This is a genomic window from Flavobacterium kochi (genome assembly GCF_048286715.1).
In the GTDB taxonomy this organism is placed as follows: Bacteria; Bacteroidota; Bacteroidia; order Flavobacteriales; family Flavobacteriaceae; genus Flavobacterium.
The window spans coordinates 20,043-41,938 of record NZ_JBLVPW010000001.1; the positions used below are offsets into that span (position 1 = coordinate 20,043).

Annotated in this window: 20 protein-coding genes and 1 tRNA gene; 12 read left to right on the forward strand and 9 right to left on the reverse strand. The window is 34.2% G+C overall.

Annotated features, from left to right (window positions below; genetic code table 11):
* From traM to ACNQGH_RS00125, 5 genes are read left to right on the forward strand one after another with little or no spacing between them, the layout of a single operon-like run.
* On the forward strand, nucleotides 1-1,296 hold the full coding sequence (gene traM / locus ACNQGH_RS00105) for a conjugative transposon protein TraM (protein ID WP_417953955.1): 1,296 nt from the start codon (nucleotides 1-3) through the stop codon (nucleotides 1,294-1,296).
* An 18-nt stretch (nucleotides 1,297-1,314) separates the two neighbouring features.
* Nucleotides 1,315-2,160 (forward strand): conjugative transposon protein TraN, encoded by an 846-nt coding sequence (gene traN, locus ACNQGH_RS00110; RefSeq protein WP_417953956.1) that lies wholly within the window; start codon nucleotides 1,315-1,317, stop codon nucleotides 2,158-2,160.
* Between the two features lie 27 nt (nucleotides 2,161-2,187).
* Nucleotides 2,188-2,991, forward strand: coding sequence for a hypothetical protein (locus tag ACNQGH_RS00115; protein WP_417953957.1), 804 nt, complete (start codon nucleotides 2,188-2,190; stop codon nucleotides 2,989-2,991).
* A gap of 51 nt (nucleotides 2,992-3,042) precedes the next feature.
* Nucleotides 3,043-3,351 carry a hypothetical protein gene (locus ACNQGH_RS00120; protein ID WP_417953958.1) on the forward strand — a complete coding sequence of 103 codons (309 nt, stop codon included), beginning with the start codon at nucleotides 3,043-3,045 and terminating at the stop codon, nucleotides 3,349-3,351.
* Between the two features lie 11 nt (nucleotides 3,352-3,362).
* Entirely contained in the window at nucleotides 3,363-3,530 is a 168-nt protein-coding gene (locus ACNQGH_RS00125) for a MerR family transcriptional regulator (protein WP_417953959.1), read from the forward strand.
* Nucleotides 3,531-3,776: 246 nt separating this feature from the next.
* On the opposite strand, the gene ACNQGH_RS00130 is transcribed toward ACNQGH_RS00125, so the two are convergent.
* A tRNA-Gln gene (locus ACNQGH_RS00130) sits at nucleotides 3,777-3,847 on the reverse strand.
* A gap of 247 nt (nucleotides 3,848-4,094) precedes the next feature.
* Between ACNQGH_RS00130 and ACNQGH_RS00135 the strand changes: the two genes are divergently transcribed.
* Both ACNQGH_RS00135 and ACNQGH_RS00140 read left to right on the forward strand, forming a co-directional pair.
* Entirely contained in the window at nucleotides 4,095-7,397 is a 3,303-nt protein-coding gene (locus tag ACNQGH_RS00135) for a glycosyltransferase family 117 protein (protein ID WP_417953960.1), read from the forward strand.
* 84 nt (nucleotides 7,398-7,481) lie between these two features.
* Nucleotides 7,482-8,123, forward strand: a complete 642-nt coding sequence (locus tag ACNQGH_RS00140) for a polysaccharide deacetylase family protein (protein ID WP_417953961.1) — start codon at nucleotides 7,482-7,484, stop codon at nucleotides 8,121-8,123.
* 15 nt (nucleotides 8,124-8,138) lie between these two features.
* Here ACNQGH_RS00140 and ACNQGH_RS00145 read toward each other — a convergent pair whose 3' ends face one another.
* The 7 genes from ACNQGH_RS00145 to ACNQGH_RS00175 form a co-directional block, all read right to left on the reverse strand.
* Nucleotides 8,139-8,435, reverse strand: coding sequence for a thioredoxin family protein (locus ACNQGH_RS00145; protein ID WP_143385951.1), 297 nt, complete (start codon nucleotides 8,433-8,435; stop codon nucleotides 8,139-8,141).
* A 73-nt stretch (nucleotides 8,436-8,508) separates the two neighbouring features.
* Nucleotides 8,509-9,744 (reverse strand): metallophosphoesterase, encoded by a 1,236-nt coding sequence (locus tag ACNQGH_RS00150; protein WP_417953962.1) that lies wholly within the window; start codon nucleotides 9,742-9,744, stop codon nucleotides 8,509-8,511.
* Between the two features lie 222 nt (nucleotides 9,745-9,966).
* Complete coding sequence (locus tag ACNQGH_RS00155) at nucleotides 9,967-10,161, reverse strand: hypothetical protein (protein WP_417953963.1); 195 nt, start codon at nucleotides 10,159-10,161, stop codon at nucleotides 9,967-9,969.
* A gap of 116 nt (nucleotides 10,162-10,277) precedes the next feature.
* Entirely contained in the window at nucleotides 10,278-11,600 is a 1,323-nt protein-coding gene (locus ACNQGH_RS00160; protein ID WP_417953964.1) for a sensor histidine kinase, read from the reverse strand.
* Between the two features lie 8 nt (nucleotides 11,601-11,608).
* Nucleotides 11,609-12,283, reverse strand: a complete 675-nt coding sequence (locus ACNQGH_RS00165) for a response regulator transcription factor (RefSeq protein WP_417953965.1) — start codon at nucleotides 12,281-12,283, stop codon at nucleotides 11,609-11,611.
* Nucleotides 12,284-12,485: 202 nt separating this feature from the next.
* Nucleotides 12,486-12,665: a hypothetical protein gene (locus ACNQGH_RS00170; protein ID WP_417953966.1), complete on the reverse strand. Its 180-nt coding sequence runs from the start codon at nucleotides 12,663-12,665 to the stop codon at nucleotides 12,486-12,488.
* 173 nt (nucleotides 12,666-12,838) lie between these two features.
* A complete protein-coding gene (locus ACNQGH_RS00175) occupies nucleotides 12,839-14,368 on the reverse strand; it encodes a hypothetical protein (RefSeq protein WP_417953967.1) in 1,530 nt (509 codons plus the stop codon).
* Between the two features lie 366 nt (nucleotides 14,369-14,734).
* Between ACNQGH_RS00175 and polA the strand changes: the two genes are divergently transcribed.
* Complete coding sequence (gene polA, locus ACNQGH_RS00180) at nucleotides 14,735-17,575, forward strand: DNA polymerase I (RefSeq protein ID WP_417953968.1); 2,841 nt, start codon at nucleotides 14,735-14,737, stop codon at nucleotides 17,573-17,575.
* Between the two features lie 108 nt (nucleotides 17,576-17,683).
* On the opposite strand, the gene ACNQGH_RS00185 is transcribed toward polA, so the two are convergent.
* Complete coding sequence (locus ACNQGH_RS00185; RefSeq protein ID WP_417953969.1) at nucleotides 17,684-18,709, reverse strand: LacI family DNA-binding transcriptional regulator; 1,026 nt, start codon at nucleotides 18,707-18,709, stop codon at nucleotides 17,684-17,686.
* A 345-nt stretch (nucleotides 18,710-19,054) separates the two neighbouring features.
* On the opposite strand from ACNQGH_RS00185, the gene rplM reads away from it, so the two are divergent.
* The 4 genes from rplM to tsf all read left to right on the forward strand — a co-directional run bounded on the left by rplM (nucleotide 19,055) and on the right by tsf (nucleotide 21,826).
* Nucleotides 19,055-19,510: a 50S ribosomal protein L13 gene (gene rplM / locus ACNQGH_RS00190; RefSeq protein ID WP_035669714.1), complete on the forward strand. Its 456-nt coding sequence runs from the start codon at nucleotides 19,055-19,057 to the stop codon at nucleotides 19,508-19,510.
* Nucleotides 19,510-19,896: a 30S ribosomal protein S9 gene (gene rpsI / locus ACNQGH_RS00195; RefSeq protein ID WP_066080508.1), complete on the forward strand. Its 387-nt coding sequence runs from the start codon at nucleotides 19,510-19,512 to the stop codon at nucleotides 19,894-19,896. Before rplM ends, rpsI begins: the two co-directional genes overlap by 1 nt.
* Before the next feature lie 174 nt (nucleotides 19,897-20,070).
* On the forward strand, nucleotides 20,071-20,868 hold the full coding sequence (rpsB, locus tag ACNQGH_RS00200) for a 30S ribosomal protein S2 (protein ID WP_417953970.1): 798 nt from the start codon (nucleotides 20,071-20,073) through the stop codon (nucleotides 20,866-20,868).
* Between the two features lie 133 nt (nucleotides 20,869-21,001).
* Nucleotides 21,002-21,826 carry a translation elongation factor Ts gene (tsf, locus tag ACNQGH_RS00205; RefSeq protein WP_417953971.1) on the forward strand — a complete coding sequence of 275 codons (825 nt, stop codon included), beginning with the start codon at nucleotides 21,002-21,004 and terminating at the stop codon, nucleotides 21,824-21,826.
* Nucleotides 21,827-21,896 lie beyond the last annotated feature (70 nt).

Below are 21,896 nucleotides of genomic sequence, written 5' to 3' on the forward strand. Positions count from 1 at the left end.
ATGGAACAAAAAACAAAATCATTAAAAATGTTAAGACAGCGCAAGCTGTTAGTTGTATTACCGCTACTGGTTCTCCCATTTGTAACCGTTATGTTTTGGGCCTTGGGTGCTGGAAAAATGGAAGCTGCAAATACACAAGCAGTAGAAAAAAAGGGTTTCAATATAAAGCTCCCCGACGCGAATCTGAAGGAAGGACTCCCATTAGATAAGATGAATTATTATGATCAGGCTACCCTTGACTCTATAAAGCTTGATGAACTCATCAAAAAAGACCCAAACTATTTGAGCCAGTCTTTTCAGATAGATTCAACTGAAGATAGTAGTGACGTTACTTTTAGAAAAGGAAGCACGGGTTTAAATACATCGGTGTTTCATGATCCGAACGAAGAAAAAGTGCATCAAAAATTGGAGGCATTGCAAAAGGTGATAAATACGCCAGTAGTATCTCCGGTACAAAATCGGGATTATACTAAATATACAAAGTCAAATGAGACCTCGATGCATTCCAATGATGTTGATAAACTGGAACAAATGATGCAATCCATGAACGGTCAAAGTGGCGATCAGGATCCCGAATTACAACAGCTCAGCGGAATGCTCGAAAACATCCTTGATATTCAACATCCAGACAGGATACAGGAAAAATTAAGAAAAGCCTCGGAACAGCAACGAGGACAGGTATTTGCCATCGGTACTAGAACGCATGAAGACAATATTTCTTCATTACAAAGTGCTCCAGTAAATACAACTGCCTTTGCTGGACAATCTGGACACAATGGATTTTATTCTTTGGATGAACTGGCAAGTCCTGACTATACACAAAATGCCGTGGAAGCTGTCATCCATGAAACCCAGACTATTGTAAATGGTTCAACAGTTAAGTTGCGACTTTCTAATGATATTTTTATAAATGGAATAAAAATTCCAAAGGACAATTTTCTTTTTGGCACAGCTTCTCTAAAAGGAGAAAGACTGGCAATTAAGATAAACAGCCTAAGATACAACAACTCCCTATTTCCTGTTGACTTGTCCGTATATGATATAGATGGACTCAGTGGGATCTATATTCCAGGCGCCATCAACCGTGATGTAGCCAAAGCATCTGCTGACCGTTCTATGCAAACGCTCGGTGTTGCAAGCCTTGATGATTCTTGGGGAGCGCAGGCGGCGGGAGCTGGAATTGAGGCCGCTAAAAGTCTTCTGAGTAAAAAAGTAAAACTAGTCAAAGTGGTTGTAAAGGCCGGCTATATGGTACTGATTCGTGATGAAAATCAGAAACAAAAAGATTCCAATTAAAAACTAAAAATTATAAATATGAAAAATTTTAATCTATTGATGATGGGGTATCTACTACTTCTTACCATCAGTGCATTTGCACAACAAACAGACAAAAACCGTCTATCTAAAATTGACCCTGATTCTTTAACAATAGCCTATTCAAAAACGACCAATATCGTATTTCCCTATGCTATTAAAAGTGTTGATAGGGGAAGTCAGGATATACTAGTGCAGAAAGCGAAAGGTCTTGAAAATATGCTGATGATTAAGGCAGCCCAGAAAGGATTTTTTCAGACCAACCTTACGGTGGTCACTACCGATGGTAAATTATATTCTTTCGTCCTAAACTATGATGAGAAATCGCCACAATTGAATCTCACCGTGAATAAGATCAAACCGGAAGGTCAGGAAATTTATTTTTCGTCTGAAACTGGAAACGAAGAGGATGTTCAAGAGTATTCCAAATTGGCTTTTTATGACAAGAAAAAGATACGAGGTGAAAAGGAAAGCAACTATGATATTGATTTTCAACTTAACGGAATTTATATACGTGATGATGTTATGTATTACAGGATAAAAGTGACGAACAATTCTAAAATCAATTATGATGTTGACCAGCTTCGCTTTTTTATACGTGATACTAAAAAAGTAAAACGAACCGCTTCACAGGAAATCGAAATTACACCAATCTACATTCTAAATAATGTAGTTAAAATTGACGGGGAAGCGGAAAACACATTTGTATTTGCTCTTCCAAAATTTACGATTCCAGAGCAAAAATACCTAGCCATACAGCTAATGGAAAAGGATGGTGGCAGACACGTGGAACTGCATGTGAAAAACAAAAAGCTGGCAAAGGTCACCGTGCTGCCCAAACTATAAATTATTAATCATTTAAAGAATTTAGTCATGAACGAGAAAAATTTTGAATACTTAAAAGACCAGGTTAAGTACACCGGTTTCGGTGAAGGACTGGAAAGTGAATTGAAAGCAAAAATGCAGAAAGAGGACCCAAATTTCACTTTGAACCATAATGCACAATACGGTAATGATACCGCCCTGGCAACATTGAATTTTAAAAAATCAGATCAAAGCGATATGTATTTTTTTAATTCCTACAAGGTGGAATTGCAAAAGGAGAATTCCAAGGAAGCTCTGGAACAAACCTTTTATATCAATAAAGGCAGCAACATTACCATGAAAGAAGCTTTTAATCTTATGGAGGGAAGATCCGTAAACAAAGACCTTACCAATAAAGAAGGAGAAATATACAACGCTTGGGTGCAGATGGATTTTAAACAAGCCGATACTAACGGAAACTTTAAGTTAAACCAATACCATCAGAATTATGGTTATGATCTTGAGGCAACATTAGCTAAACATCCAATCAAGGAACTAGAAAATCCTAAGTACAAAGAGGATCTGATGGATTCCATGAAAAAAGGAAACCTGCAATCTGCTACTTTCTTAAAAGAAGGTAATGAGGTCAAACAGTATATTGAAGCTAGTCCACAATTCAAAACTATCAATGTGTACGATGGTAATATGCAACGAATTGACAACCGTCATTCCAAAGAGGAAAAGCAGTCCGAAGTCGAAAAAACTTCTGTAAAGCAAGATAGCAAAAAGCAAAGCCAGAATGCTGACGACGACGAACCTGAAATACCAAAGGAAGGCAAGAAAAGAAAGAAAAGCCAGTCTAATTCCATGTAGCAGAAAGGGCTACAAACAAAGTATGCATATAAGTTGATAAACTAACACTTAATGGAAACACTAAAACCTTTATCCGATTTCTTTAAGGCGATAAAAAAAGATTGCCGTATCAGCGTCACGCATATTGGTATCTATGCTGCATTGCTTCAATTCAGGGTGGATAAGGGCTTTATTAATCCAATTCAAGTATACAGTTATGAAATTATGGAAATAGCGATGATTTCTTCCCCAAAAACATATCACAAATGTATGAATGAACTAAATGAGTATGGCTACATTAAGTATGTGCCAACCCGAAACAGAAACCAGAGGAGCACAATTTATTTTCATATCAAAGACAGTAAAGTCAAATGCATTTAAAAAATAAAATTATGGAACAATATGTAAACACAAAAGAAGCAATGGTGATTTTAGGAATTAGAAGTCAGACCACAATTGGGAAATATGAAACGGATGGAAAAATTAAAGTGTACAGACCATTTAGTAACAGAAAAAGATATAAAGTAAGTGAATTGCTGAAAATTCAATGCAAAAGATAAATGTTTAAGTTGTCTTTCTAAAAAAATCCTTATGTTAATTCGTAAGGATTTTATTATTTATACCAAATCAGAGTTATTTCGTGGATTATGAAAAATATTTAAAACTTATCGATTAAATATAATACTATAACGAACTGCCCAATATTTCATTTCATATCATCTATAAAATTACTACGTGATTTACTACGTCATAAAAAAAGAAACCCTGTAAACTATTGAGTTTACAGGGTTTTTTCATTCTACCAGTTGGTCTACAAGGACTCGAACCTTGAAAGACTGCACCAAAAACAGTTGTGTTACCATTACACCATAGACCAGCATTGCTTTTGTTAAGCGAGTGCAAATTTAATACAAATTTTAATTTGCGCAAATTTTTTAACGCTTTTTATTGAAAATAATTTCATTTAAGCATCCAAACCAGCTGTCAGGTTTTTAAAAATACTGAAAACCAATCCATTAGTTTCCCAGATTTGTTTTTTAGAAATTTTTGTTAATGCTCGCATCGTTACATAAAAAAACATTTTCTTTGTAACTCAAAATTTAACTACAATTTAGCACTGAAATATGGCAACATTCAATTTCAATAAATGGAATACGATTATTGGTTGGTTTACATTTGGAATCGCATTAGTAACATACACACTCACCGTTGAACCCACAATGAGTTTCTGGGATTGTGGAGAATATATTGCTACAGCTGCAAAATTAGAAGTAGGACATCCCCCTGGCGCACCTTTATTTCAAATGATTGGCGCCTTTTTTGCGATGTTTGCCATAGACGACAAACATATTGCCTTAATGGTCAATATGACGTCCGTTTTCTCAAGTGCCTTTACTATATTATTTATGTATTGGTCCTCTACAATGATCCTAAAGAAATTGATTTCCCGTTTTTCTGACTCAAGCGGTAAAGACGAACAGGGGCAATCAGATAAAAACAATGACATAGTTGTTTTAGGCAGCGCATTTGTTGGTGCATTAGCTTATACTTTTTCTGATAGTTTTTGGTTCAACGCTGTAGAAGCCGAAGTTTACGCTATGGCTTCTTTATTGATTGCTTTACTATTTTGGTTAGGTTTACGCTGGGAACAAGACATGGAAACCCCGAGAGGAAATAAATGGTTATTGATTATTTCACTTGTTATAGGACTTTCGTTTGGAGTGCATTTTATGGCCTTATTGACCATACCTGCTATTGGTTTTCTTTATTTTTTCAAACATTACAAAGTAGTTACTGTCAAAAATTTCATCATTGCAAATGTTGTTGTTATTGCCGTTTTACTTTTTATATTCAAATTATTGCTTCCATTAACGATGGCTTTCTTCGGAAAAACTGAAGTTTTCATGGTAAATGAATTAGGAATGCCTTTCGATTCAGGAAGTATTTTTGTCGGACTGCTATTCATCGCTTTCTTTTACTTCGGTTTGAAATACACAAAAGAAAAAGGCTGGGTATTCTACAATACTATAATCCTTTGTATCTTATTTATTTTAATTGGGTTCTCGACCTGGATGATGCTACCTATCAGAGCAAATGCGAACACAGTAATTAACGAAAATAAACCATCGGATGCAGCTGAAGTTCTAGCCTATTATAACAGAGAGCAATATGGCGTAAATCCTTTATTTTACGGCGCACAATATACGGAAACCTTTGCTGGTTTAGATAAGGACCATCCTTATCTGGACAAAGCTCCGAACTACGAAAGAGATTACAAAACGGGCAAATATATTATTACAAATAATTTTAAAAATGCCGAGCAAAATAGTGACGACAATCAAAAAACTATTTTACCTAGAATGTGGAGTACCGAACATGTCGAGAATTATATGAATTTCTCAAACCCTCCAAAATTTAAAATCAATCCGGATTATCCATATGAGGACGATTTAGCAAAATATGGCATTGATCCAAGTAAATTAACTGAAGAAGAGTATAACAAAGCCATTGCGCAGTTGAAAAATGAAGTCGAAAAAACAGTGACCGAATTTAGACAAGCGTATGCTCAAAAACAAATAGACAACGGAGGCTACGTTTCTTTCTTAAAAAGCTACGGAGACTACCTAATCATAGAAAAACCATCGACGATTGATAACTTTAGCTTTATGTTTGAATACCAGTTTGGCTATATGTATTGGAGGTATTTGATGTGGAATTTCGTAGGGCGTCAAAGCGATGTACAGGGAAGATATGATAATTTAGACGGAAATTGGATTAGTGGAATAAAATTTATTGACAGCCTGCATTTAGGCTCACAGGATAACTTACCATCAGACGTATTGAATAATAAAGGCCGAAATGTATATTTCTTTTTACCATTTATACTTGGACTCATCGGTTTGATGTATCATGCAAATAAAGATTTGAAGAGTTTCTATGTATTATTAGCCTTGTTTTTATTTACCGGCCTGGCATTGAAAATTTACTTAAACGAACGACCTTTTGAACCTCGCGAAAGAGATTATGCTTTAGTTGGTTCGTTCTACGTTTTTGCTATCTGGATAGGAATTGGAGTTTACGCATTATATGAAAGCCTCCAGAAATATTTGGCACCAAAAATAGCCGGACCCCTAATTATAGCAGCAAGTTTGCTGGTCGCTCCGGTGCTGATGGCTTCTCAAAACTGGGATGACCACGATCGCTCTAATAAATACACTGCTGTTGCTATGGCAAAAGCATATCTTACTTCTTGCGATCCGAATGCAATATTATTTACCATTGGTGACAATGACACTTTCCCGCTTTGGTATGCCCAGGAAATTGAAAAAGTAAGAACTGATATTAAAATTGTAAACACAAGTCTTTTCATGACCGATTGGTATATCGATCAAATGAAAACTAAAACATACGAATCAGATCCGTTACCTATTTCTTTCACTCATGATCACTATGTGGGAGATAAACTGGATTATGTAGCCCATATTCCAAAAGTAGAAAGCAGATGGGAAGTAAAAGACTTCATCAGTTTTATTAAAAACCCAAAATCCACTGTTGAGATGCAAAATGGACAAACGATTCATTTTTATCCTACGAATAAACTTAGAATTCCTGTTGACAAAAATGTTATCATCAAAAACAAAGTCGTTTCTGCTAAATATAATGACTCAATCGTTCCTTATATAGACATCGATATCAAAGGAAATGCATTATACAAAAACAGATTGATGATGCTTGATATTGTCGCCAATAACAACTGGAAAAGACCTATTTACTTTAGTGGTGGTGCCTTTGACAATGAAGATTATTTATGGATGAAAGACTACCTTCAATTAGACGGAATGGTTTACAAACTAGTTCCTGTAAAAACTAAAATGGGTAAAGACGAAAGCCAAATGGAAATGGGACAGATCGATGCTGACAAAATGTACACTATCGTTATGAAGTGGGATTGGGGAAATAGTGAAAGTCCTACTATTTATCATGACCCTGAAACCAGAAGAAACAGCATTACATACCGAATGAATCTTGCCCGATTGATGAATCAGTTAATTGAAGAAGGAAAGAAAGACAAAGCTAAAAACATTATTGATTTGGCCATGACAAAAATGCCTTTGGACAAATTTGGTTATTATTCTTTGGTTGAACCATTTGCTAAAGGATATTACGCTATTGGAGAAAAGGCGAAAGCTCAGGAACTCCTTGAAAAATTAATGACCAAATACAAAGAAAATTTAAATTATTACATTAATCTCAATGCGGTGGATCAAACGGATATTGCAGTGGATATAATAACAGATATCGAACGTTACAGGGGTTTACTTCATGTAATGAAAGAAAGTGGGGATACCGCTTTTTATAATAAAAACAAAGTGATTTTCAACACCTACATTAAAATATTCGAACGTTTTGGTCGCGAAAAAGAGTAATTTAGTTAGAAAATTTAATCATTAGAAAGTATAGCGATATTGAAAAATGTCGCTATTTTTTTTTACTTTTAAGCTAAAAAACAAATGGATTTTTATTGGATAAAAACAAATCGGATTATAAAAAAAATATTTTCAAATTATACGTGGGATATTCCCAATACCGAAAAAAAAGTATACCTCACCTTTGATGACGGACCAATACCGGAAATTACTGAATGGGTTTTGGAAGAATTAAAAAAACACAATGCAAAAGCAACTTTTTTTTGTATAGGTGATAACATTAATAAAAACCCCAAAATACTCAAAAAAGTAATCACTGCAGGTCATGCAATTGGAAATCACACCTACAATCATTTGAATGGCTGGAAAACAACCACTGAAGCCTATTTGGAAAACTTCAAACGATGTGAGGAAATCATACAGCAGTCCGGAATTAACCTAAAATCTAAATTCTTCCGTCCGCCTTATGGAAAGATAAAAACTAGCCAAGCTAAAGAAATAACTAAATTAGGCTACAAAATAATAATGTGGGATGTATTAAGCGCAGATTTCGATCAAAACCTATCGCAGGAAGCTTGTTTAAAAAACGTACTGTCAAATACAGAATCAGGAAGCATAATTGTCTTTCATGACAGCATAAAAGCTTTCCAAAACTTAGAATATGCGCTTCCAAGAACTTTGGCTTATCTAAACGAAAACAATTTTATTTGTGATGTTCTCCAATAAAACAAATGGACTCTGCTACAATTGTTCCTGGACAATGCTAATAATAGTGTTAGCATCCAACTCTCCGGATTGTCTCCAGATCATTAAACCTTCTTTGTAAATCATTAGCGTAGGAAGACCTTTTATACGCAAAGCTTCAGCTAATTCCTGATTTTTATCAACATCTATCTTAATGACTTTTGCTTTATCGCCAAGCGCTGCCGCAACATCTCTAATTACAGGATGCATTGAAACAGAAGATTCGTTCCAATCTGTATAAAAGTCAATCAACACAGGAATTTGTGTATTTATAAGTTCTCCAAATTTTGACATAAAAGCAAAAATTTAATTTTCTAAATTTACTAAAAAAAGATAATTATTATACAAATGTAACATTTTAAACGAATTAAGCCACATCCTTGCCTTTTTTTAGTTCGATGACTGTAATTTCAGGCATTATTCCGACTCTTCCGGGATAGGCATGAAAACCAAACCCTCTATTTACATATACATATCGACCTGCATTTTCATATAAACCAGCCCATTGCCTGTAAACGTATTGTGCCAAACTCCATTTGAAATAACCCGGAATTTCTATACCAAATTGCATTCCATGCGTATGTCCTGATAACGTAAGGTGAAAATTCTTCTCGTGATGCTGCACTTCGTAATCCCAATGTGATGGATCATGGCTCATTAGAATTTTAAAATCCTCCTTATTCACATGCTGTGATGCTTTGTTAATGTCTCCCGCTTTTTTAAAGTTTTGCCCCCAATTTTCTACACCAATTAATGCGATTTTATCATTTCCTTTCTCGATAAAAGCATGTTCATTCAACATTAATTTGAAACCAATTTGTCCGTATAGATTTTTTATATCCTGGAAATTTTTCTCTTTATCTGCCTCCGTCGGCCAGGTTACATATTCACCATAATCGTGATTCCCTAAAACAGAATATTTACCATACTCGTGTTTTTTTATCCGGTTGAACGTCTCTATCCAGGGATGCATTTCCTTAGCATCCGTATTTACAATATCTCCGGTAAACAAAATCATGTCTGAATTTTGCTCGTTCACTAAATCGATCGCATAATTTATTTTTTCTGGATTATCAAAGCTTCCGCTATGAACATCAGAAATTTGAGTAATCGTAAAACCATCAAAAGCATCAGGCAAATCGGGAAAGAAGATTCGTTGTTTGATTACTTTATAATTGTATTTTCCTACCGTCACCCCATAGATTAAAGACAAAAATGGGACTGCTGCCAATCCTAATCCAACCTGACTGATGAATTTCCTTCTTGACGCTAAAAAAGTTATATTATCATTGTTCTGAAGAAAATAATTTACTGATCCGGCTCCTACCCTAAAAATATCTTCTCCAAGTAAAACAAGAGCCAAAACCATTTTTGGAAGATATACTAAAAGCACTAAACCCATAGTAAACATGGTCTGCTTGGTTTGTCCGACAGAACGGTCAAACTGCATGAAAGAATAAATAATGAATATTAAAAGCAATAAACTAATAATCAGGTAAGAGACCAAAACCCATTTTACCTTTATTAAGGTTCGCAATGCTTGGAATGCATAAAGCTCAATGATAAGAAAGACAAAACATAATAATAGTATGCGAAGAATCATTTTATAATATTTTATACAAAATAACAAATTAAGAAAACACCTTTAGTTTTTATTAATCAAAATTTAACTAAAATCGTACCAAATCTATTTGTGCAACCCTTTTTATATAAAAAAAGCCGATAAATTCATTTATCAGCTTTTCTTCAATTAGACCCTACTATTTACTAATCACCTTTTATAATTGATTTAAACAATTTAAGAAAGTAAAACAGGAGTAATCAATTATTTTTTCGCCTTAGTCGCTTCCATTTTTGCAGGTTCAGCTTTAGCAGCTTCTACTTTTTTAGCGGCATTTTTTTTAGCTTTTTTAGTAGCTTTAACTTCTTTAGCGGGAGCTGTCTTTGCCGGAGCTTTTTGAGCGTTTACCATTACTGTAGTTCCCAAAACCATTGCAGCTAACATCAATACTTTTTTCATGATTGTGAATTTTATTATTAATAATTTGATTTACTTATAGACCAAATGTAGTACTGCTAAATGAAGATTTAATGAAGATTCAGCTTCCTGGTAAATATTAACTATTTACTCCGTTTTTAATTATTCGGAAAGCACAACCGAAATGTTGTTCCTTCGTCTGGTTTTGAAGTAACCTCTAATACTATATGATGAAAAAGGGCAATACTCTCCGCAATTGCAAGACCTAAACCATTCCCTTCTTCATTAGAATCCATTCTGGAAAATCTATTGAATATCTGATCTATTTGATTTTCGGTCATTCCAATTCCGGTATCAGCAACCGATAGGAAATAATTGGAATTCTCAAAGCCATCTGTAATTGTGATGCTTCCATTTTTTTTATTGTATTTAATGGCATTTGCAATTAAATTATATAAAAGAATATGAATTAGGGTTTTATTTCCAATAAACTGAAAATCATATTGAAGTTTCATCATGAAAGTCAAGTTTTTTTCCTCCATTCGGTCTTTTAAATCTTCGTGCAAATTAGTAAGTAATTCACCCCAATTTATAGTTTCCTTAGACTCGTATTGATGATTTTCAATCCTCGAAATAAGCAACAAATTATTGATTACTTTCTTTAGGGTATCTAACGTTTTTAAAGAACTGGCAATTTTATCAATAGCAATATCGTTGAGCGAATCATTCTGAAGCAAATTTTCAAATTTATTTTTTAATAATGCAATTGGAGTCAAAAGTTCATGAGAAACATTGGCGATAAATTGTTTTTCTTTCTTAAAAAGTTCACTTATTCGATTCATCATTTGGTTTAAAACCATATCCAATTCCCGAAAATCTGCAGAATGCGAGTCTATTGGCGTATGATCAAAGGTATCCGGTTCGTTTATCCGACGGATTTTAGTATCGATAATTTTATAGAAAGGCTTCAAAAGATACTCAATATAAAAAGTATCCATCAAAAAAGTAACCAACAGAATAATGATAAGCACGATCAAAACAAAAAATCGAATCGTAAAAGTCAGTTCTTCAACTTCACTCAAACTACTGCCTATCTCAAGCTGATAGTGCGTATTCTCATAGAGAAATTGATATTGCAAAATTCTGTAATCATCATTTTCTCCCTCAATTATTCGAGGTTCATTAATAAAAACGGTTTTATTTACTTCTGAATTTATTGGTAATCTGGACAATTGTAGAAATTCACTGTGTAATGTAGAAAAGCTTGCATAGGTTTCCGTTGAGTCGTTTCTAACAACGAAATCATTGATTTCCTCCCTATCTAAATGTTCAATAAACTTTTGTTTTTTTTCTAATAAACTTTTATTAATATGCTTGTAAACCACCTTTTCAACCAAAACAGGTAACATCATCCACAAAACCAAAATCACAAGCAATCTGGTTATTGCATTGAATATCGTTAATTGGTGTTTTATTTTCATGAAATAATTTAATCGTTTATCCTGTAACCAACACTTCTTACGGTCTCAAACCATTCAATTGCAGCATATTTTTCTAGCTTCTTACGAAGATTTCGTACATGTACATCAATAAAATTCGAATCGGAATTAACCTCCAGAATATCCCCCCAAATGTGCTCCGTTAATTGCAATCGGGTAATAACTCGATTTTTATTTAACACCAAATATTGAAAAATATCAAATTCTTTTTTGGTCAGTTTAACTGGAATTCCATCACAATGCACTTTATAATCCTGAAGCTGTAAACTAAAATCATGAATGTCTAAATCGTTAACAACGAAGCCGTGTATGCGTCTAATGATAGCAAATAAACGTGCGTTTAATTCCGTTAGAGCAAAAGGCTTTGTAAGATAGTCATCTGCTCCAAGCTGCAATCCATTGATCCTATCATCGAGTTCGCCACGAGCTGTTAGTATTATGACACCCATTTTAGATTGTATTTTTCGAGCGGTTTTTAAAATCTCAAAACCGTTCCCATCTGGCAATCCCAAATCCAGCAACATAATATCGTAATCATTGCTGCTTATTTCCTCTAATGCAGTTGAACAGTTTTTAGCAATTTTACAAACATAGCCACTCGCAGAAAGAAAATTTTTCAACTCAATGGCCAATTCAGGATTATCTTCAACGACAAGAATATTCATAAATGATTGTATAGTACCATTCAAAGTAACAAATAATGTAAATATAAATGTTTTAAATAGTTGAAAATTTAACCGAAAGTTGGTAATAAAAAAAGCTGATAAATCTATTTACCAGCTTTTTCAATAATTAGCCCTTGTTTTGCCGTCCTGCCAATTGATTTTAAATTATTTAGAACGCAAAACAAAAACGTTCATTATTTTTTTACTTTAGCGGTTTTTGCTTCATAGCGGCAGCTTTCTTTTCTGCTCTGGTTTTTCTATGTTTTGCATGTTTCTCCATTCTGACTTCTTTTGCCTGAGCTGTTTTTACTGGAGTTGTTTTCGCATTTACCATAACACTTGTTCCTAGCATAATGGCAACTAACATCACTACTTTCTTCATGGTTTCTAAAATTTAAATTATTTATTTGTTATTCATAGACCAAATGTATAATCCCAATATGAAGAAAAAATGAAGATTTGCCTGCGTAGAAAAATTTAACTTATTATTTAGTTTTTTAGATCCTTAGTTGCAATTGAAAAGTGAGGCTAGAAATTATAAATCCATTCCTACTTTTATTTAATGGCCATATTTAACGAATATACATCTATATTAATCTTTGCCTGTGAAGGGTTCGTTATTCTTTTTAAATAAACCTCCACAGATTCATTGGCATTTAGCTGTACAGTTCCTGAAATTGGAAAAGCCTGAACAAATCCACTATTTGTATCCAGATACGTTTCTGTTGCGGAAAGAGCTGTTACTGTTGTACCGTCACTAGCAATTTTTGCTATATAAAACAAATAATTCGTATTGCTTCCTGATGAAGATTCCACAAATGATACTGATGCATTTACTTGAAAAACTCTCGTTTTTTTTCCCGTATACGTTAATCTTCCACTTGTTCCGGATGACACTCTGAACATGTTGTTCGTGGCTGTTGCGTTCGTAACAACTTTATACCCTTGATTTAAAGTTGTTGCTGTGGTACGGGAAGATGTTGTATTATTGGAATCATACAGAAATCCGGTTGCATAGGAATCTCCTTCAGTTGGAATTCCTGCACAACGGACACTCCAGTTATTATTGAAATTATATCCGGTATAATTGCCGACCGTATATCCATTAACATATTTCCCTGAAGAAAGGGTACCGGTAAAAACAACCGATTCCATTACTGCATCTCCGGTAATTGTGGGATTACTGGAGACATCAAATCCAATACCAGCTCCATAGACTTCACTAAATCCCCCTGTTTTTTCAATCAGCCCAAAAGTCCCTTGAAATGCCTCATAAGTTCCCGAATTATTTCCGAACCATGCTGCATTACTGAGCAATACTTTGGCTATATCTTTATAGATTATTCCTGCAGTGTTTCCTAAAAATTGTACGATACTTACAAACACTAATGCAAAATTTTCAATTTTACCTACATTAGAAGAGCCTATAACGATACAATCCCTTACGATCAAACTTTGTGTCTGTGTCCCTGCTGCTATAGATCCTGTCCCGATAACATTAAAAACAGTACCACTTGTTGCTGTCAAAGTTAATATCTTAATAGAACCTCCGGTTGTACCCGTAAAAAGATCCCCCGATGCCTTAATTAATTTATCTTCCCCGGCATCCATACCAATAACATAGGCATTATTCAATTCGATAGGTAAATCAACATTTATAGTACCATTAATTTCATATAAAGTATTTGCCTCCAAAAGATATTTAGTACTTCCGCCCGCAGTTTTTTCAGCTGCCAAAACTGTCGCTAAAACATCAGTAGATCTAATGAGTTTGAATTTTAATCTGCCATTAGCCTCACTACTCATCTTGGTCCAAGCTGTTAAAGTTGAATTGTAATAATAAAAAGATTTCAAATCCGTATCATATACTATCAGGCCATCAGCTGGAGATGTAATTGTGGTCCGCTGCACTGAAGTCATTCGGGGTGTCAGCATTCCCTGAGTTGTAGAAGACACATCCAAAACAGAACTAGCATTTGGAGTAACAGTCCCAATACCAACTTGGGAAAACACATTTGTCGTTATTATCATGAAAAATAATAAATAGGCTTGTAAAACCGTTTTAGCAAAGTAATTTTTTTTCATAATACACGAATTAAAAAGAGCAAACATAAAGAACGTCATTGAACCCTATCTTGATTAGTAAAATTACATAATACAATCGTTTAAATGCACTTTTTATCGATTAAACACCTATTTTTAGCCTGTCTATATCTATAGTCTTACAAATAAAAAATATTGAATTTTTATTTGTAAAAATTAGTAATCGTTCTCTCTCAAAATATAATTATACCCTTTACGCTTTCAGAAAAATTTTGCATTAATAAACTTTCAAACTACACTTTTTAGACTTCAAAAAAGCTCCAATAGGAATAATTAAGAAATAGTTAAAACTGTATCTTCTATATCTGTCAAGTTTTGTACTTTTGAAAACTTTACAAAATCTCCATTATGTCACAACAAAAACGCCTGTTCCTTCTCGATGCTTATGCTTTAATCTTTCGTGGCTATTACGCTTTTATAAAAAACCCTCGGATCAATTCCAAAGGAATGGACACATCGGCTATTATGGGATTCATGAATTCCTTGATGGACGTAATAAAAAGAGAAAAGCCGGATCATTTAGCCGTTGCTTTTGACAATGGTGGAAGCCAATTAAGAAACGACATATTCCCAGAATACAAAGCCCATCGCGATGCGACGCCCGAGGCTATAAAAATTGCCATTCCATACATCCAAAATTTGCTCAAAGCGATGCACATTCCTATTATAGAGGTTAAAGGTTACGAAGCTGATGATTTAATAGGAACAATTGCTAAACAAGCTGAAAAACAGAATTACAAAGTCTTTATGGTAACGCCGGATAAGGATTTTGCACAATTGGTTTCCGAAAATATTTTCATGTATAAACCTGCCCGAATGGGTAATGGAATTGAAATTTGGGGAATTCCTGAAGTATTGGAGAAATTCGAAATTGAAAGACCGGATCAAGTGATTGATTTTCTTGGAATGATGGGCGATACCGCCGATAACATACCCGGCTTACCAGGTGTGGGTGAAGTTACCGCCAAAAAATTATTAAAGGAATTTGGAACAATGGAAAACCTTTTGGCAAATACTGACAAGCTAAAAGGAAAAATGAAGGAGAACATTGAAGCCAATAAAGAGAAAGGAATATTATCTAAAACTTTGGCCACTATTTTGCTGGACTGCCCGGTTGTTTTTGATGAAACAGATTACGAACTATCCACCCCTGATGTCGAAAAAACGGATGCCCTTTTCAACGAATTGGAATTTCGAAGAATGGCGGAACAATTTGATGCAATATTCAAAAAAGGCGGAACTGCGACAGCCAGTAAACCAGTTGATGAAGCCAAATTATATAAAAAACAACAACCCAAAAGCGAAGAACAATTTGATCTTTTTGGAAGTACGATTCCTGATGACACTTCAGAAGAAACACGTCATCAATATTATAATGCTTTAGAGAATACGGAACATTCCTATCAGATTATCCAGGGCGATTTAGGACTGAAATTATTATTGCAAAATCTACAAAACCAATCTTCAGTTAGTTTTGATACCGAAACAACAGGATTGGATGCTTTGCATGCTGAATTGGTAGGCATCTCATTTTCATATGAAAAAGGAAAAGGATTCTATGTCCCATTTCCAGAAAACCAAGACGAAGCACAAACTTTAATCGAAAAATTCATTCCTTTTTTCGAAAATTCAACTATTGAAAAAATTGGACAGAATTTAAAATATGATTTAAAAATTCTTTCTAATTACAATATTAAAGTAGAAGGAAAATTATTCGACACCATGATTGCACATTATCTGATCAATCCGGACATGCGTCATAATATGGATATTTTATCGGAAACTTATTTGAAATACTCCCCAAAATCAATTGAAACATTGATTGGCAAAAAAGGGAAGAACCAGAAATCAATGCGCGATATTGAATTGGAAGATATTAAAGAATATGCTGTTGAAGATACCGATGTCACTTTGCAGCTCAAAGAAATATTTACTGTAGAATTAGACAAAACTGGCACCAAAAAACTTTTTGAAGAAATCGAAATTCCATTGGTAAAAGTGTTGGCCGACATGGAAAAAGAAGGAATTCGTGTGGATACCGATTTCTTAAAATCGTTATCCAAAACACTAGACGATGATATTAAGATTTTGGAAGCCTCTATTTACGAAACTGCCGGCGAGAAATTCAATTTGGCTTCCCCAAAACAATTGGGTGATGTTTTATTCGATAAATTAAAAATTGGAGGATTAAAGCAGAAGAAAACCAAAACCGGGCAATATGCCACAGGAGAAGAAATTTTAAGCTATTTAGCTACCGATTATCCAGTTGTTAAAGACATTCTCGACTGGCGTCAACTGATAAAATTACAAAACACCTATGTTGATGCTTTGCCAAACCAAGTAGACAAAATTACCTATCGGATACATACTGATTATATGCAAACCGTGGCTGCAACTGGTCGTTTGAGCTCCAATAATCCAAACTTACAGAACATTCCGATTCGTACCGAACGTGGCAGACAAATCAGAAAAGCATTTGTGGCAAGAGATGAAAATCACACTATCGTTTCTGCGGATTATTCCCAGATAGAATTGCGAATTATTGCGGCATTAAGCGGAGAAGAAAACATGATTAAAGCGTTCCAGAATCACGAAGACATTCACAAATCAACCGCTTCAAAAGTGTTCAATGTTCCGCTTGAAGAAGTAACACGGGAACAAAGAAGCCATGCTAAAACGGTGAATTTTGGTATTATTTATGGAGTTTCAGCTTTTGGTTTGAGCAATCAAACTTCATTGTCAAGAAGTGAAAGCGCGGCTTTGATCGAAGCCTATTACAAAACCTATCCCAGATTAAAAACCTATATTCAAGAACAAATTGAATATGCACGGGAAAATGGTTTTGTTCAGACCATTTTAGGCCGTCGCCGTTATTTAAAAGACATTAATTCCGCCAATGCGGTGGTTCGTGGTGCTTCCGAAAGAAATGCGGTAAATGCCCCGATACAAGGAAGTGCTGCCGATATTATCAAAATTGCGATGATTAACATTCATAAAAAACTAACCTCTGAAAACTGGAAAAGCAAAATGCTGCTGCAGGTGCATGATGAACTTGTTTTCGATGTCCATAATTCTGAACTTGAAAAAATCCAACCAATGATAAAATACGAGATGGAGCATGCATTTAAACTTGACGTGCCTTTGGATGTCGATTTAGGAGCAGGAAAAGACTGGCTGGAAGCGCATTAGAATTTAATCATTTCGAAATCTATTACAGCAATTTGAATTACAAACCAATAGTTAAAAGAAAAGCCATTCAAAATTTTTGAATAGCTTTTTAAAATCCTTATATTGGTGCTACAACCTTCTTGTTGATTCTCTTTCTTTCAATTTTGTTTTGATCACAACCGTTTCATAAGGCAAATCCTCCTCTTTGGATTCCAGTCTGTTAATAAGCAATTTAGCAGCGACCTGTCCTATTTCTATACCATGTTGACTTACCGTAGTCAGACTTGGTGACAACCTTCTCGAAGCAAGGATTCCGTCAGCGAAACCTATAATAGAAAGTTCTTTTGGGATTTTATATCCTTTTTTAAGACCAATTTTTAATGCGGCAACAGAATCATTTTCATCTAAAGCAAATATTCCATCAATTTTATTATTATCAAAAACAGCTTTAATTTTGTCTTTCAGATCCGCCTCAGAATCGGTTCGAATAATTAAATTTTCATTGACGGGAATATTGTTTTTTTCCAATGCTTTGAGATACCCTTCAGCTCTTAACTTACCCACACTTAAATTATCTACAGAAGAAAATAAAGCTATATTCTTGCAACCTAAATTTATTAAATGCTGTGTTGAATTTAAAGCCGAATCAAAATCGTCTACAATTACTTTATCACATTCTACCCCATCGGCAATTCTGTCAAACATAACTATAGGAGTACCGTCATTTATAATTTCTTTGAAATGATTGTATTCATGAAGTTTTTGTGCTTCTTCTGAAACAGACAAAATAAACCCATCTATTGTTCCGTTACTCAACATTTCAAGAGTATGCGCTTCTTTTTCTAATGATTCATTAGAGATACACATAATAACATTATATCCTTTTTCATCTGCAACTTTTTCAATACCGCTAAATACTTTGGCAAAAAAAGAATTCAGAATATTAGGAATAATTACACCAATAGTTTTTGTTTTTCTATTTTTAAGATTCAAACCAATAACGTTTGGTTTGTAATTTTTTAGTTTTGCGTATTCTTTGATTTTAATTTTTGTTGATTCACTAATTTCAGGACTATCATTAAGTGCTTTTGAAACTGTAGAAACAGAAACATTTAGTTCTTTTGCAATTTGTTTTAAAGTTGCTTTAGCTTTCATAGGTCGGTATTTATTGCTTTGTAATGATTATAGAAAACATGCCAATTTAAAAATAAATTTATAATGGTGCTTCTTAAACAAAATAGTTATTTCAGAATGTAAAAACTGCTTTTACAAAAGTGTAATATACAAATTTTATTTGACAACAAATGTAATACAAATATCGAAAGACCTATTATTAAGATAATTCAAAAAAACATATCCTAAATTTAATCTAAATATACATTTGATTATCAGAGCAAAAACAAGGAAAAAATAATCATTTAAGGTATTTGTATTTAAAATAATTAATTGTACTTTTGCAACCCCTTTATTGGGGATGGAATGTTTAATTAAAAAAATATTATGGACGCATTAAGCTACAAGACACAATCAGCAAGCAAAGCCACCGTTACAAAAGAGTGGATTGTTGTAGATGCTGATGGTCACAACTTAGGTCGTCTTGCTTCAAAAGTCGCTATGATTTTGAGAGGTAAGTACAAACCAAGTTACACACCACACGTGGACTGCGGTGATAACGTAATCGTTATCAACTCAGAAAAAATTAACCTTACAGGTAACAAAATGGATGAAAAAACTTACATCCGTCACACTGGTTACCCAGGAGGTCAAAGAACTTTAACTGCTAAAGTATTGCAATCAAAAAACCCTGCATTACTAGTTGAAAAAGCAATAAAAGGGATGTTACCTAAAAATAAATTAGGTGCTGAACTTTTTAGAAATTTAAATGTTGTTGTAGGATCAGAGCACAAACAAGGCGCTCAAAAACCTAAAACAGTTAACCTTAACGATCTTAAGTAATGGGAGTTATTCACAAAATCGGTAGAAGAAAAACCGCTGTTGCACGTGTTTATGTTTCAGAAGGAACAGGAGTAATCACTGTAAACAAAAAAGCATTCGAAACATACTTCCCAACTGCAACTTTACAGTACAAAGTGTTACAACCTATGTCTATGACAGAAAATGTAAGCAACTTTGACGTAAAAGTTAACGTTTATGGTGGTGGTTCAACTGGTCAAGCAGAAGCTGTAAGAATGGCATTAGCACGTGTTATGTGTGAAGTAAATGCTGAAAACAGAGCTATCTTGAAACCAGAAGGTTTATTGACAAGAGATCCAAGAATGGTTGAACGTAAGAAATTCGGTCAGAAGAAAGCTCGTAAGAGATTCCAATTCTCTAAACGTTAATATTACCTGTCTTGTTCAAATGGGACAAGACATCGTTCATTTATTATTGAATTTAAAAAACAAAGTTGTTGTTGCTCTCCTACCGAGGTAGGAAATAGTTTAGCATCTAAATGTATATAGCCGAGAAATCGCCATTTATGCATTGCTAATCAACAGAACGTAAACTAGAACAAAATGGCAAACAAAGTAGAAGTAAAAGAATTACTAGAAGCAGGTGTTCACTTCGGACACATGACTAGAAAATGGGATCCAAACATGGCTCCTTACATTTATATGGAGCGTAATGGTATTCACATTATCAATCTATATAAAACTGCAGCAAAAATTGAAGAAGCTAATGAAGCTTTGAAAAAAATCGCTGCATCAGGTAGAAAAATATTATTCGTTGCTACCAAAAAACAAGCAAAAGACATCGTTGCTGAAAAAGCAAAAGCTGCAAACATGCCTTACATCACTGAAAGATGGCCTGGTGGGATGCTAACTAACTTCGTAACTATCCGTAAAGCTGTTAAAAAAATGGCTACTATTGATAAAATGAAGAAAGATGGTACATTCATGACCCTTTCTAAGAAAGAGCGTTTACAAGTTGATCGTCTTCGTGCTAAATTAGAGAAAAATTTAGGTTCAATCGCAGATATGTCTAGACTACCAGCTGCATTGTTCGTAGTTGATATCAAAGCGGAACACATCGCAATAAAAGAAGCTCAAAAATTAAACATTCCAGTTTTCGCAATGGTGGATACCAATTCTGACCCAAGAGAGGTTGAATACGTAATCCCATCTAACGATGATGCTTCTAAATCAATTGATAAAATTTTATCTTTAGTTACAGCTGCAATTGTTGAAGGACTTTCTGATAGAGGTTCTGACAAAGAAGGTGAAGCTACTGCTGAAGTTGTTGCTCCTGCTGCTGAAGCTGTAGAAGTAGCTCCTGCTGTAGAAGCAGTTGCTCCAACTGCAACTGAAGAATAAATTAACATTTAATTCCAAGTTCTAAATTCCTCTCCATAAAAAATTAGAAACCTAAAGTTGATAATTTAATAAAATTGGAAATTGGATTTGAAACTTGGAATTTTTTACTTTTAACCTTAAAAAATAATACAATATGGCAACAATTACTGCTGCAGACGTAAATAAATTAAGAACAATCACTGGCGCAGGTATGATGGACTGCAAAAAAGCTTTGGTTGAAGCAGATGGAGATTTTGATTTAGCTATCGAAAACTTACGTAAAAAAGGACAAAAAGTAGCAGCTAACCGTTCTGATAGAGAATCTACAGAAGGTGCTGCAATTGCTGTTGTAAATGCTGACAAAACTGCTGGTGTTGTTATCACATTGAACTGTGAGACTGACTTCGTAGGTATGAACGAAAACTTTGTAAAAATGGCTACTGAAATGGCTAATTTGGCATTGAATTTTGACAATAAAGAGTCATTTTTAGCAGCTGACTTCAACGGAGTTACTGTTGCTGATAAATTAATAGAGCAAACTGGAGTTATCGGTGAAAAACTAGAAATAAGAACTTTCGAAAAATTAGAAGGTGCTTTCATCGGGTCTTACATCCACTCTGGAAACAAAATCGCTACTTTAGTTGGTTTATCTGCAAAAATTGAAGGTGCTGAAGAAGTAGCAAGAAACATCGCTATGCAAGCTGCAGCTATGTCACCTATCGCATTAGACGAAAGTGGCGTTGACGCTGAAACTATCTCTAAAGAAATAGAAATTGCTAAAGATATCCTACGTCAAGAAGGAAAACCAGAAGCAATGTTAGACAATATCGCTAAAGGTAAATTAGCTCGTTTCTTTAAAGACAACACTTTAGTAAACCAAGACTACATTAAAGACAATAAACTGAGCGTTGCTGCTTATGCTAAATCTTTAGACAAAGATCTTATCGTTACCGGTTTCAAAAGAGCTGCTTTAGGATAATCAGATTTCTGATTTCATAAAATATAAAATCCCATTTTGTTGTAAAAGCAAGATGGGATTTTTTTATTAT

Coding starts and splice junctions, on each gene's coding strand:
- traM (WP_417953955.1), top strand. CDS start 1: ATGGAACAAAAAACAAAATCATTAAAAATGTTAAGACAGCGCAAGCTG.
- traN (WP_417953956.1), top strand. CDS start 1,315: ATGAAAAATTTTAATCTATTGATGATGGGGTATCTACTACTTCTTACC.
- ACNQGH_RS00115 (WP_417953957.1), top strand. CDS start 2,188: ATGAACGAGAAAAATTTTGAATACTTAAAAGACCAGGTTAAGTACACC.
- ACNQGH_RS00120 (WP_417953958.1), top strand. CDS start 3,043: ATGGAAACACTAAAACCTTTATCCGATTTCTTTAAGGCGATAAAAAAA.
- ACNQGH_RS00125 (WP_417953959.1), top strand. CDS start 3,363: ATGGAACAATATGTAAACACAAAAGAAGCAATGGTGATTTTAGGAATT.
- ACNQGH_RS00135 (WP_417953960.1), top strand. CDS start 4,095: ATGGCAACATTCAATTTCAATAAATGGAATACGATTATTGGTTGGTTT.
- ACNQGH_RS00140 (WP_417953961.1), top strand. CDS start 7,482: ATGGATTTTTATTGGATAAAAACAAATCGGATTATAAAAAAAATATTT.
- ACNQGH_RS00145 (WP_143385951.1), bottom strand. CDS start 8,435: ATGTCAAAATTTGGAGAACTTATAAATACACAAATTCCTGTGTTGATT.
- ACNQGH_RS00150 (WP_417953962.1), bottom strand. CDS start 9,744: ATGATTCTTCGCATACTATTATTATGTTTTGTCTTTCTTATCATTGAG.
- ACNQGH_RS00155 (WP_417953963.1), bottom strand. CDS start 10,161: ATGAAAAAAGTATTGATGTTAGCTGCAATGGTTTTGGGAACTACAGTA.
- ACNQGH_RS00160 (WP_417953964.1), bottom strand. CDS start 11,600: ATGAAAATAAAACACCAATTAACGATATTCAATGCAATAACCAGATTG.
- ACNQGH_RS00165 (WP_417953965.1), bottom strand. CDS start 12,283: ATGAATATTCTTGTCGTTGAAGATAATCCTGAATTGGCCATTGAGTTG.
- ACNQGH_RS00170 (WP_417953966.1), bottom strand. CDS start 12,665: ATGAAGAAAGTAGTGATGTTAGTTGCCATTATGCTAGGAACAAGTGTT.
- ACNQGH_RS00175 (WP_417953967.1), bottom strand. CDS start 14,368: ATGAAAAAAAATTACTTTGCTAAAACGGTTTTACAAGCCTATTTATTA.
- polA (WP_417953968.1), top strand. CDS start 14,735: ATGTCACAACAAAAACGCCTGTTCCTTCTCGATGCTTATGCTTTAATC.
- ACNQGH_RS00185 (WP_417953969.1), bottom strand. CDS start 18,709: ATGAAAGCTAAAGCAACTTTAAAACAAATTGCAAAAGAACTAAATGTT.
- rplM (WP_035669714.1), top strand. CDS start 19,055: ATGGACGCATTAAGCTACAAGACACAATCAGCAAGCAAAGCCACCGTT.
- rpsI (WP_066080508.1), top strand. CDS start 19,510: ATGGGAGTTATTCACAAAATCGGTAGAAGAAAAACCGCTGTTGCACGT.
- rpsB (WP_417953970.1), top strand. CDS start 20,071: ATGGCAAACAAAGTAGAAGTAAAAGAATTACTAGAAGCAGGTGTTCAC.
- tsf (WP_417953971.1), top strand. CDS start 21,002: ATGGCAACAATTACTGCTGCAGACGTAAATAAATTAAGAACAATCACT.